General features: G+C 43.9%; 9 protein-coding genes. 5 read left to right on the forward strand and 4 right to left on the reverse strand.

What is annotated here, in order from left to right; translation table 11 throughout:
• The first annotated feature begins 135 nt into the window (after positions 1 to 135).
• Complete coding sequence (locus tag QUA13_RS22600; protein ID WP_333202078.1) at positions 136 to 663, forward strand: amidohydrolase family protein; 528 nt, start codon at positions 136 to 138, stop codon at positions 661 to 663.
• Positions 664 to 680: 17 nt separating this feature from the next.
• Complete coding sequence (locus QUA13_RS22605) at positions 681 to 6,014, forward strand: AAA family ATPase (protein WP_333202080.1); 5,334 nt, start codon at positions 681 to 683, stop codon at positions 6,012 to 6,014.
• A gap of 570 nt (positions 6,015 to 6,584) precedes the next feature.
• Here the strand turns inward: QUA13_RS22605 and QUA13_RS22610 are convergent.
• The 3 genes from QUA13_RS22610 to QUA13_RS22620 all read right to left on the reverse strand — a co-directional run bounded on the left by QUA13_RS22610 (position 6,585) and on the right by QUA13_RS22620 (position 8,894).
• Positions 6,585 to 6,950, reverse strand: a complete 366-nt coding sequence (locus tag QUA13_RS22610) for a XisI protein (RefSeq protein ID WP_333202082.1) — start codon at positions 6,948 to 6,950, stop codon at positions 6,585 to 6,587.
• The gene (locus QUA13_RS22615; RefSeq protein ID WP_333202084.1) at positions 6,941 to 7,351 is read right to left on the reverse strand and encodes a XisH family protein; all 411 of its coding nucleotides are present in this window, start codon (positions 7,349 to 7,351) and stop codon (positions 6,941 to 6,943) included. The genes QUA13_RS22610 and QUA13_RS22615 overlap by 10 nt, the downstream gene beginning before the upstream one ends.
• Positions 7,352 to 7,460: 109 nt before the next feature.
• Positions 7,461 to 8,894 (reverse strand): ABC transporter substrate-binding protein, encoded by a 1,434-nt coding sequence (locus QUA13_RS22620; RefSeq protein ID WP_333202086.1) that lies wholly within the window; start codon positions 8,892 to 8,894, stop codon positions 7,461 to 7,463.
• Positions 8,895 to 9,439: 545 nt separating this feature from the next.
• Here QUA13_RS22620 and QUA13_RS22625 point away from each other — a divergent pair.
• Together QUA13_RS22625 and QUA13_RS22630 are read left to right on the forward strand one after the other, a co-directional pair.
• A complete protein-coding gene (locus tag QUA13_RS22625; RefSeq protein WP_333202088.1) occupies positions 9,440 to 10,354 on the forward strand; it encodes a heme A synthase in 915 nt (304 codons plus the stop codon).
• Between the two features lie 126 nt (positions 10,355 to 10,480).
• Complete coding sequence (locus QUA13_RS22630) at positions 10,481 to 11,458, forward strand: heme o synthase (RefSeq protein WP_333202129.1); 978 nt, start codon at positions 10,481 to 10,483, stop codon at positions 11,456 to 11,458.
• A gap of 166 nt (positions 11,459 to 11,624) precedes the next feature.
• Here the strand turns inward: QUA13_RS22630 and QUA13_RS22635 are convergent, their stop codons facing one another.
• Positions 11,625 to 11,909 (reverse strand): DUF433 domain-containing protein, encoded by a 285-nt coding sequence (locus tag QUA13_RS22635; RefSeq protein WP_333202091.1) that lies wholly within the window; start codon positions 11,907 to 11,909, stop codon positions 11,625 to 11,627.
• 126 nt (positions 11,910 to 12,035) lie between these two features.
• On the opposite strand from QUA13_RS22635, the gene QUA13_RS22640 reads away from it, so the two are divergent.
• The gene (locus QUA13_RS22640; protein ID WP_333202093.1) at positions 12,036 to 12,248 is read left to right on the forward strand and encodes a DUF433 domain-containing protein; all 213 of its coding nucleotides are present in this window, start codon (positions 12,036 to 12,038) and stop codon (positions 12,246 to 12,248) included.
• Positions 12,249 to 12,254 lie beyond the last annotated feature (6 nt).

Genomic DNA, 12,254 nt, shown 5'->3' on the forward strand with positions numbered 1-12,254 from the left:
GCCGCTTTTACCAACAAGGTATGCGGGCTGCAACCCTTATACAGTCTATCTCGTAGACCTCTTTGTCACCCCCCCAGAATCCTGTAAAAGGACGACTACTGAGCGATCGCGCTTACGAACCTTTTTGGACGGCGTGTGAAGAGTTGGGAATTGCTGTTAGTTTACACGAAGGGACTCACAGCCGATCGCCTACTGCTGGAGCCGATCGCTTTCAACATTGTATTTGCCCTCCACGCTTGCTCTCATCCGATGGAACAAATGATGGCGCTGCTTTCCCCGATCGAAGGCGGTGTCTTAGAGCGTCATCCTAAACTGAAAGTGGGATTGCTAGAGTCTGGCTGCGGCTGGCTTCCCTACTGGCTGTGGCGACTCGATCGCGAATATGAAGATTTGCAATGGGAAGTGGTCGATCGTGTCAAAATGAAGCCATCAGAATACTTTCGCCGCCAGTGCTTCATTGCGATCGAGCCTTCCGAGCCTTATTTAGCCCAACTGATAGACGCGATCGGTTCAGATAACTTAATCTTTGGCTCTGATTATCCTCACATGGATCATCAGCCCGATGTGGTTAAGGAAGTGGTAGCTCTAGAAGAGCAACTTTCTCAGGAAATTGTGCATAAAATTGTTTGGGATAACCCTGCTCGTTTTTATGGATTGAACTGAACCCAGGAATGATTGAAATGGACAACTACCAGATTCTCTCCAAGATTTACGAAAGCTCTAATTCATTGGTGTATCGGGCTGTTCATAAATCTCGCCATCATCCCGTTATCCTGAAAATTCTCAAGGAAGATTATCCCAGTCCCTCAGAATTAACTCGATACAAACAAGAATACGAAATTACCCGCTCCCTCCAAATTGATGGCGCAATCAAAGTCTATGAATTATTGCCATATAAAAATACCCTGGCGATGGTTTTGGAGGATTTTGGGGCACAATCCCTCGATATTTTGACACAATCTCAAACATTCTCGCTGGCAGAATTTCTCTCCATTGCCATCCTGATTGCACGCGGACTTGGCGAGATTCATGCTGCTAATATTATCCATAAAGATATCAACCCTTCTAATATTGTTTACAATCCCCAAACCGGACAAGTCAAAATTATTGACTTTGGCATTTCCACAAAATTCACCCGCGAAAATCCAACAATTAAAAATCCCCATCTTATAGAAGGGACTTTAGCTTATATGTCGCCGGAGCAAACGGGCAGAATGAATCGTGTCCTCGATCGCAGCACAGATTTTTACTCTCTAGGCGCAACTTTTTATCGGTTACTCACCCAGAAACTTCCGTTTGAAACAGACGATCCGTTGGAATTAGTTCACTGTCATATTGCCAAACAGCCGATTCCTCCCCATGAACTTAATCCAGAAGTTCCGATCGCTGTTTCCAATATTGTGATGAAGTTGCTGGCTAAAACTTCAGAGGATAGGTATCAGAATACCTTGGAATTGAAAGGAGATTTAAACGAATGTTTAACTCAGTTACAGCAAAACGGAGAGATTTTAGATTTCCCTCTTGTTCGTTACGAGATTTCCGATAGCTTCGCAATTCCGCAAAAACTTTACGGACGAGAAGCGGAAATAGAAACGTTACTTTCAACCTTTCAAAGAATTGCGGAAGGAACAAGTCACAGGTCAACTGAAATGGTGCTAGTAGGGGGTTATGCTGGTATTGGTAAATCAGTGCTGGTACAAGAACTCTACAAACCAATTACCCAACAACGCGGTTACTTTCTTTCTGGTAAATTCGATCAGTTTCAGCGCAATATTCCCTATTATGCGATCTCATGTGCATTTAAGTCTTTAGTTCAACAACTGCTGAGTGAAAACGATGCTCAATTAGCTCAGTGGCGAGAAAAACTCCTAGCTGCTTTTGGAGCTAACGGACAGGTCATCATTGATGTCATCCCCGAAATCGAACGAATTGTCGGTTCTCAGCCTCCCGTGCAGCTTCTAGAACCCACAGAAACCCGAAATCGATTCAATACAGTCTTCCTAAATTTCCTGCAAGTTTTTTGCCAGAAAGCGCACCCTTTAGTTATCTTCCTTGACGATTTGCAATGGGCTGATTCTGCAACGCTCAAGTTGCTGGAACTGATAATGAGCGATCGCGATTTGGGCTATCTAATGTGCATCGGTGCTTATCGCGATCGCGAAGTCGATCTCAATCACCCCTTAATAAAAATGCGCGATCGCTTAGCAGAACAAGGCGCGATAGTCAACACAATTATCCTCACTCCTCTGCAAGTTGAAGAAATCACTCAACTGATTTCGGATGCGCTTCACCAGGATCTAGAAAACGTTAAACCACTAGCAGAATTGGTCGATAATAAAACATCTGGAAATCCATTTTTTATTAATGAATTTCTCAAAACTCTTTATGAAGAAAACTTAGTAAATTTCGATCGCACCGGGAAATCTTGGCAGTGGGATATCGCTCAAATTGAAGCTTTGGGCATCACAGACAATGTAGTTGACTTAACGATCGAAAAACTGAGGAAACTGTCAAAAGCAACTCAACAAGCATTGTATTTAGCTGCTTGCATTGGCAATCGCTTCGATCTCACGACTCTCTGCAAAATTTGTCAAGAATCCGCTGAAAAAACTTGTCAGGATCTCTTACCAGCAATTCAGTTAGGTTTAATTCAGCCTACCTCATCTCTAGAAACTACATCTTCAGAAACACCGCTCGAATCTGCGTTAATCATCGAGGAATATAAGTTTCAACACGATCGCGTACAACAGGCGGCTTATGCGCTAATTGATGACGATCGCAAGCAGTCCGTACATCTTCAAATTGGCAGATTATTGCTGACCAAACTTGGTAAAGCAGAGTTAGGAGAAAAACTGTTTACCTTAGTCGATCATCTCAATAAAGGTCGAGGGTTACTGGAGAGAGAGTCCGAAAAAATCGAACTGGCACAATTAAATTTACGCGCTGGTAAAAAAGCCAACGAAGCAACTGCATATACGGCATCCAGAGACTATCTAATTCTTGCCAATGATGTATTTCCGGGAGAGATTTGGCAAGATCGTTACGCCATGGCGATCGACCTTTACAAAGAACTCGCAGAAGTTGAGTATCTCAATGGAAATTTTGAGCAATCTCAAGTTTTAATCGAACAGTCACTCCCGCAAGCAAAATCGGGAACTGATCGCTCGGAATTCTATTATTTGCTAATCGAACTATATACTATGCAGGGCAAATACTTGGAGGCGATTCAAGTCGGTCGAACAGCTTTAGCGCAATTGGATATCGACTTTCCAGATTGCGACTTTGACAAAGCTGTTGAAGCTGAATTAGCTAAGTTTAGCGAAATTTTAGGAAAACGAGAAGTTGCTTCGCTGATTGACAATCCAGAAATGGAAGACCCGATCCAGCAGATTGCCTTAGAGCTACTGATAAAAATGTTCCCTCCCACCTACTTAGGCGCTCCCGAAAGTTGCGGCGTCGTAATGACTAAATCAGCCAATCTGAGCGTTGAATACGGCCATACATCCAAATCTGCAATTAGCTACAGTATATTTGGTGCATTGCAGACAATGTTAGGAAACTATCAGTTAAGTTACGAACTCACCCTGCTAGGATATCACTTAAGTAAAAAGTTCGAGGATTTATACTCGATCAGCCAAACAGCTAATTTCCTTGCAGATTTTTCTTTGTCATGGGTTAAGCACATCAAGCAAACTGAAAGTCTTAACGCAGAATCAATTGAGGCTGGGTTACAGTCGGGTATGCTTCAATATGCTGGCTTTAGCATGACTCATACTTTATTAAATGGAATTTACCAAGGCAAAAATCTATCTTTACTTCCTCAAGAGGCATCTGACATTCTCCCTTTCTGTCAAAAGACCCAAAACCAATGGTCTGTTGATTGCACCTTGGGACAGAAAATAATCTTACAAAACCTGCTCGGACAAACGCAAGATAAGGTTTATTTTGGTGGCGATGAGATTCAGGAATCCGACTATCTAAACCCAGAGGAAGTTAGCCGAACCCCAAACGCAATCTGCTATTATTACATTTTCAAGGCTCAAGTTCTCTATTTATATGGCGAGTTGCAATTAGCATTAGCATCTATAGCCAAGGCGCAGGAACTATTAGCGTTTATTTCTGGCACTATTCAAGCTTCTACTTACAACTTTTACTATTCCCTGATTTTAGCTGCACTCCATCCATCTGTTTCTCCAGAAGAGCAACAAGAATACTGGACTAAAATCGAAGCTAATCAAGCGCAAGTGAAAAACTGGGCAAATAATTGCCCGGAAATTTTTCTGCATAAGTATCTTTTAGTAGCCGCAGAAATGACCCGCATATCGGGTAACTGGTATGAAGCGATCGACTTATACGATCGAGCAATTAAGTTGGCTAAAGAAAATGAGTTTATTCAGGATGAAGCACTCGCCAACGAACTAGCCGCCAAGTTTTGGTTTGCCCAAGAAAAACACGATTTTGCCCAAATTTATTTAAAAAAAGCATACCAACGTTATCAACTCTGGGGAGCAAAACGCAAAGTAGAAGATTTAGATGAAAAATATCTCGAGTGGCTTGGTTCAACTGCCACAGATACGCAAAATACCAATAATCCGATTACAACAACCGGTGGAAAATCAGGTAAAGAACTGGATTTTGCCGCAGTAATGAAAGCATCCCAAGCTGTCTCCGGTGAAATCGTTCTCGAACAATTGTTAAACCAGGTGATGAAAACTGCGATCGAAAATGCAGGCGCCCAAAAAGGTTTTCTGATTCTGGATAAAGGCGGGAATTGGGCGATTGAAGCCGAAGCAGCAGTAGAACGCGATCGCATTACCATTATGCAATCCATTCCCCTAGATTCCGTAGACCCTGCAACTGGAATTCCCCTGCTATCAACCGCCATAGTTAACTACGTCGCTCGCAGCCACGAAAATGTAGTATTAAATAACGCCACCGATGAAGGACAATTTACCCGCGATTCTTACATTACCGCTACTCAGCCCAAATCGATTCTCTGCACTCCCCTACTCAATCAAGGCAAACTAGGTGGTATTCTCTACTTAGAAAATAATTTGGCGATCGGCGCATTTACCTCGGAAAGAGTGGAAACTTTAAAAATCATCGCCGCTCAAGCTGCGATCTCAATTGAAAATGCAAGTCTCTACGAACAATTAGAAGATTACAACCGAACTTTAGAGCAAAAAGTAGAAGATCGCACCGCAGAATTAGCCCAAGCTAATACAGAAATATTGAGTTTGAACGATCGGCTAAAAGTAGAAAACCTTCGCATGAGTGCCGAACTAGACGTAACCCGCCGCCTGCAACAAATGATTTTGCCTCAACAGCAGGAATTAGAGTCAATTGAAGGGCTAGAAATTGCTGCATTCATGGAACCGGCTGATGAAGTTGGCGGCGACTACTACGACGTACTAAATCACGGCGGTAAAGCCACAATTGGCATCGGCGACGTGACAGGACACGGTTTAGAAAGCGGCGTGTTAATGATTATGGCGCAAACAGCAATTCGCACTTTATTGGTTCACAATGAAACCGACCCAGTTAAATTATTGCAGACAGTCAACCAAACGCTTTTTGACAACGTAGAGCGCATGAATTGCGGTAAAAGTATGAGCCTTTCTTTGCTGGAATATCGGGGGGACAACATCCTGCGTTTGAGCGGACAGCACGAAGAGGTTATTGTCGTGCGTTCTAGCGGCGAAGTAGAGCAGATTGATACCATGGAGTTAGGCTTTCCGATCGCCTTGGAACCAGATATTGCCGATTTCATTGCTACTACTGAAATACAGTTAAATTCGGGGGATGTTGTCGTACTCTACAGCGATGGAATTACCGAAGCTTTTGATATGAATAAAGATGAATACGGTATCGAGCCATTGATTGAACTTGTTGTCCTTAACAGGGAACAGTCAGCAGCAGAAATCAAGCAAGCTATTATTGACGACCTGCGGCGATACATCGGCGAGCAAAAAGTATTTGATGACATTACTTTGGTAGTAATCAAACAGAAGTAAGTATGAGAGAATGTAGTTGCGGCGGGAGCATCTCACTTTTGCAGCCAAGCTAGAAATTGGAGTTAGGAGTCAGGAGTCAGGAGCCAGGAGAAAAGAGGAAGAAGGAAGGAGGCAGAAGAAGTGGTTTTACAAATATGAGATGCTCCCGTTGTGGCGGTGTCAAATATCTTTCGAGACTTAGGGGAAAAATATATAATTAATTTTGCTTGACTACTGATACCTGATTTTTTGGGGACATGAATTGAAAATTTGAGATTTATCATTCCTGGACGTATGCAGGGGCAAAAACCCGGTTTCTGCGTCAATCTCTCAGGCTAGAAATCCACTATTTTTCAGATTAACCGGGTTTTTTGCGTAATACCAATTTAATGTGAAGTTGCACATATCTCGATCCCCCTAAATCCCCCTTAAGAAGGGGGACTTTGAGCGGAATCTTGTCCCCCCCTTATTAAGGGGGGCTAGGGGGATCTGATTCTATGCAGCCTCATAAAAAATTGGTATAAGTCATATTTATGTCAATCTTATGTAGCAGAAATAACTCCTTCGCCCAATCGGTTACACCTAATTTAGCTACCCGAAACTGAGGGCGATCGCTTCCCCGGTGCCAAAATCAGTAAACTGGCGTACATCCGGTTCATGGAATGCTAAAACAATATCTTCTTTAGGCACTCCCAGTTCTACGAGTTGGTTCGCAATTCCGACTTCAGTACCGTCATGCTGAATCCAAATTTTTCCACCCTTGATATCAAGATGCAGAATACAGCCAAAATCGCGTCTATTTCCACGCCAACCAACATACAGAAGTTGATAATGATCTTGCTCAGTATCAAAAAGGGTTTGCACTTCGTATTCTTGCGCGTTGCGTTGTATCGAAATGCGCTCTCGCCGTTCTGAAAGAAGATGGCGAATGTATTGCCGATATTGCTCTACAGCCATTGAACAATAACCTCCTGTTGCACATCATAAATCATCAATCGTAGTTGATATCGCCCAAGCGCAGCCACAATAAACCGTCGTTGAAAGAAACTTTCATAAATTGGCAATCGCACCGCTAGATAGAGGCGGCGATCGGGTTCAATCATTTCAAGCGCATCGCGATAATTGAGAAATTGTCCCAATGCAGTATGAAAATCTGAAACATTGGATGGGCTAATGAAACTTTTAACTTCTACAGCTATTTTCTGATGATCTCGCTGGGCGGCTAAAAGTTGTTCCGCCGCTAAATCAATTTCAAAATCTACATCATCAACATTAATTTCATAGGGATCGGCCGTAATCTGCCAACCTTGCTTTTCTAAACCAGTCTTAACAACACCATGAAACCGATCTTTTACCATACAAGTTTTCTAGTTGCAGATAACTACTCTTCTTGTAAGTATTTTTGCTTTACCAGCCCTCGAACTTACCAATGAATATTATAACCTACATTTGGCGATCGCCAATAGTTTATAAACCGGATAGCGGCACAAACTCGTAACCGTAACTCGTGCGATTTCCCGGTTTAACAGTTACTAACTGAACTGCGCGATTGCGATCGCCCGAAGGTAAAAACCGAATCGGACCCGATGCTCCATTTGCCGAAAAATCTGAGGCCGATAACGCTTGTTGAATGCCTGTACGAGTCGGATTGCGCCCTAAACCGGCAATTAACGCGATCGCCGCATCGTAGGCTAAAGCTGTGCGCCAACTTACTTCAGCATTCCAAAGTTGTTTGGATGTTTGGGGAAAGTTTGACTGCGGATCTGCAAGAATGTGCCAAGGAACAGCTAGCACCATATCTGTTGCTCCTGCGCCACCGATTTGCAGTGTTTTAGCAGTATAAGCACCGTCTCCCGCTAGTAATGGCAGCCGTTTCGCGTTTACTTGCACTACTTGCAAAGCTTGGTCGATTGTGGCTGAATTGGATGCTAACAGAATCACTTCTGCTCCTTGGGCGATCGCATTTTTAACGCTATCGGCTGCATTAAAATTGCCCTTAGCAAAATCAAATTCGGATACGATTTGTCCTCCATCTCCGTAAAGAGCCGTGGTGAATTCATCTCTTAAAGATTTGCTGTAACTGCTGGCAGAATTGAAAACTACAGCAGCTTTTTGCTTTTGCAATTTTCCCACCATATAGCGCGAAAGAGCATTAGCCGCAAACCGATCGCTCGGCACTGTCCGAAATATATTTTTGGCAGATCCTGAGAGCTGCACAGAGGTACTTGTGGGAGAAATTGCTACTAATTGTTTTTGCTGGTAAATCTTGCTGGCTGCTAGCGTCGTATCTGAACCAAAATGTCCGATTACTCCTAAAACTTCCGAGTTATTTGCTAAAGCGCTGGCAATTTGTGCCGCCATTTCTGGGTTGTTGTCATCGTTAGCAATTAACACTTTTAATGGAGTACCGCTAATGCCGCCGCTTTGGTTGATTTCATTTTGAGCTTGAGCTACCCCCCGCATAATTTCTAGAGCAGCATTGATATCGCCGCCAATGGGAACTGCGGCGGCAATTGTGTAGGATTTTCGATCGCCGATGCGGGCGTTGTTGAGGTAAATTAGTGCTTCGGGATCGTTGCGATTGGTTTTCAGCGAAGCTTGTAAGTCGGAAATAGCTGCGTTATAGTTGCCAGATGCGATCGCCTGTACTGCTGCTTGTTTGGTTGTTGTTGCTTGATCTGGAATTAACAGTTTTTGGCCAGCACTCAGACGCTGCTGAATTGCCTGCTCTGATTGCGGGGAATTCCCCGTCGGAGACTGGGGAAATGTCTGATTTTGGGGTGATAAACCTCCGAGATTGATGCCGCCTCGGCTTGTCAGCCACCAAATACCTGCACCGGCTAGCCCGATCGTAATTAAGAGCGATAATACCAGAACAGCGGTTTCGTTTTTTTGGGACATAGCTGTACAATTTTAAATTTTAGAAATAACGAAGTTAGAAGCAATCAGGAAGGCACTCTCAGATGTTTTTACACCGATATACGGATTAATTATCGAGCGTTCCTTCTGATGTTGAAGTCAGAAGTCAGAAAAGCTACTCTACTTATATTTTGACATTTTTATTAAGTTATTTTAGACTAACGAGCGAGATCGCAATTTTAGATTTTCTTGAATTTCCATATCATAAAGATGGAAAAACAGTTTATTCTTAATGATATCTTTAGGTTTTGCTCGATGTTCAACAGCAAAGGAGCCTGTAACAGCAAGGACTTCGGTAAAATAATTAAAGTTTGTTGAAATTTATAAAAATAGCTGCAATACTTTGTAATGTAAAAAGGAAAGTTAAAAATTTTCTAAAGACAAACTAATTGGATTGCGATGTCGCTAAGGTAGTATACATGACGGTTTGTCAGAGAAAAAGAGTGTTAAGCTCGGCTAAGCTCAGCCACAGCAAAACCTCAATATTTAATTAAGTTCGATCGACAACAAAGGCTAAGGTAAATTTCATGGCAAACTCAGTTGTAAATCAGCCAAACGCAGCAGCAGGAGTGCAGTGGCAGCCAAAAGATATTATCCGCGGCTTAGTGTGGAAAATTGCGATCGCAACCTGGCTGTTAATGGCTGTAGGCAGCGCCACGCGAGTCATGAATGCGGGGCTCGCTTGCCCCGACTGGCCGCTGTGCTACGGTCAATTAATACCCGCAGCGCAAATGAATTTGCAGGTGTTTCTGGAATGGTTTCACCGTTTGGACGCAGCAGCGATCGGCTTAAGCGCGATCGCACTTTTAGGACTATCTTTGTTTTACCGCAGCCGCCTGCCAAAATGGCTGCCTTGGGCGAGCGCTGGGGCAGTATTTTTAATCGTTTTTCAAGGCGTATTGGGCGGCTTGACAGTAACACAACTGCTGAGATTTGACATCGTTACTGCTCACTTGGGAACAGCTTTACTGTTTTTTGGCGCGCTGCTAGTCATCGGTTTCATGCTGACTCCCTACGAAGCTACAGGCAATACGGGCAAATTAGCTTGGGTAAGTTCGATCGCAGCATTGTTAGTTTACCTGCAAAGTTTGCTAGGAGCATTAGTAGGCTCTAGATGGGCACTGCACCAATGTTTGAGCTCCTCAGAATTGTGCTCGGTAATGAACAGCCACATCGCCGGTATCGTACCAGCTACAGCAGCGACTTTAGCAGTATCAGTCATGGCTTGGCGACAGCCTGCACTGAGTCCCAACTTGCGAAAACTGGCTAACTGGGCGAGTGTTTGCCTAATTGCTCAATTAGTTCTGGGATTAGCAACTTTCCGGCTGCACCTTCAGGTAGAACCGCTGACAGTCGCCCACCAAGCAGTTGGTGCTGCTTTGCTGGGAACCCTGATAGCTTTTAGTGTTTTAGCTTGGCGCGATCGAGTTTTATCAGCTTGACAGATAAGACTAAAGTAAGAGGCGGCGGGTTTATTAATCCTTGTAGCTACACCAAATATTTCTCGTAAAACCCGCCACTCCAACCTAATGACGAATTCGCAAATAATTACTAACAGCTTACAACCGATGCAAGAAATTCTTACCAACGACAGCCCCCGCCTTCACGAAAACTTTTCGCAAGTGGTGAAAAGTTACTATCAACTAACAAAACCCAGAATTATTTTACTGCTGCTAATCACTACCTCAGCAGGAATGTGGATGGCGGCAAAAGGAGAAGTAGACCCGCTATTGCTGGTATCAACTATTACTGGAGGTGCTTTAGCTTCTGCGTCGGCGAATACGATTAATTGTGTCTACGACAGCGACATCGATTATATTATGGAACGCACCCGGTGGCGGCCGATTCCTTCCGGGCGCGTCAAGAAGCGCGATGCTTTGATATTTGCGATCGCCCTAGCTACAATATCCTTTACATTGCTGACAGTTGTTGCCAACTTATTAGCCGCATTGCTAGCGATGTCAGGCATCGTTTTCTACGTCCTAATTTATACCCACTGGCTGAAGCGTCACAGCGTGCAAAACATCGTCATCGGCGGTGCAGCAGGTGCGATTCCCCCGCTAGTTGGGTGGGCTGCGGTGACGGGAGATTTGAGTTGGGGTGCGTGGCTGCTGTTTGGGATTATATTCCTGTGGACACCGCCGCATTTTTGGGCATTAGCAATGATGATTCGCGATGAATACAAGGAAGTAGGCGTCCCGATGTTGCCGGTAATTGAGGGGGACGAAGAGACAGCCCGCCAAATTTGGATTTACACGCTATTGATGATTCCGGCAACTTTGCTGCTGGTTTATCCCCTGCATTTAGCGGGCGCGGTGTATGCGGGGACAGCTATTTTCCTCGGTGCTATTTTTGCCCAAAAAGCTTGGTTGCTGTTGCAGACTCCAGAGGATAAGATTGTTGCGCGATCGCTCTTCAAATACTCTATTCTGTACCTGATGCTATTGTGCGCCGGAATAGTGGTTGACAGTTTGCCTGTGACTCATAATTTGACTACTGCTGTTGTCCAAAACGTGCACACTTTAATTAGTGCAGTTGTGATGTAGTCTTCTGTTAAATTGCAATTCTCAAAATGAAGCCCGCACCTTGCGGGTTTTGTTTATGATAAAATGGCAATAGTCATTATCCCATCTGCGTTAATCTGCGTTAATCTGCCTGAATCTGCGGTTAAAAAAAGAGTGAATGAAGATCAAAAAAATCCTTTGATGGCTGTTACTCAATCATAGCTTCCAGACGCTTGGCTTCTGCTGCTTGATGAATCAAATCAGTTTCAATTTCTGCGGTGTTGGCATGATAGTAGGTGAGTGCGGCGTAGACTTCGGCGAGAGTGAGATGAGAAATGCGATCGCAAATCTCTTCAGCATTCAATCCTCGCTTGTACCAGGTTACAATCCGGCGAACGGTAACGCCTTTACCGAGGATGTGGGGACATCCGCCATGCAGTCCGGGAGTGCGTGTAATGAGCGTACCAATGTCAATAGATACTGCTGCGGTCATAAACTATGGAAGTTGGAAGGGACTGATCTCTATTACAGCATAGCGATCGCAGAATTATATCGCGGTGTGAGTTTGGGGCGATAAATGAAGTAAGCTATAGACAAAGATTTTAAACAATTTTAACCCATGCCAGCATCCGTTGCTTATCTGTTTGACAGAATTACAGTGAATCCAAGACAATGTGGCGATCGTCCTTGCATCCGGGGAATGCGGATTCGAGTCATCGATATCCTAGATTTGCTGGCTGCAGGCGATCGAATTTTTGAGTTTCTCCAAGAATTGCCAGACTTGGAAGTTGACGATCTCAAAGCTGCGCTTCTGTCTGGTATGATATTGTAGATATAT

Source organism: Microcoleus sp. S28C3, from assembly GCF_036700785.1.
GTDB classification, from domain to species: domain Bacteria; phylum Cyanobacteriota; class Cyanobacteriia; order Cyanobacteriales; family Microcoleaceae; genus Microcoleus; species Microcoleus asticus.

Coding starts and splice junctions, on each gene's coding strand:
- QUA13_RS22605 (WP_333202080.1), top strand. CDS start 681: ATGGACAACTACCAGATTCTCTCCAAGATTTACGAAAGCTCTAATTCA.
- QUA13_RS22615 (WP_333202084.1), bottom strand. CDS start 7,351: ATGGTAAAAGATCGGTTTCATGGTGTTGTTAAGACTGGTTTAGAAAAG.
- QUA13_RS22610 (WP_333202082.1), bottom strand. CDS start 6,950: ATGGCTGTAGAGCAATATCGGCAATACATTCGCCATCTTCTTTCAGAA.
- QUA13_RS22630 (WP_333202129.1), top strand. CDS start 10,481: ATGCAAGAAATTCTTACCAACGACAGCCCCCGCCTTCACGAAAACTTT.
- QUA13_RS22625 (WP_333202088.1), top strand. CDS start 9,440: ATGGCAAACTCAGTTGTAAATCAGCCAAACGCAGCAGCAGGAGTGCAG.
- QUA13_RS22620 (WP_333202086.1), bottom strand. CDS start 8,894: ATGTCCCAAAAAAACGAAACCGCTGTTCTGGTATTATCGCTCTTAATT.
- QUA13_RS22635 (WP_333202091.1), bottom strand. CDS start 11,909: ATGACCGCAGCAGTATCTATTGACATTGGTACGCTCATTACACGCACT.
- QUA13_RS22640 (WP_333202093.1), top strand. CDS start 12,036: ATGCCAGCATCCGTTGCTTATCTGTTTGACAGAATTACAGTGAATCCA.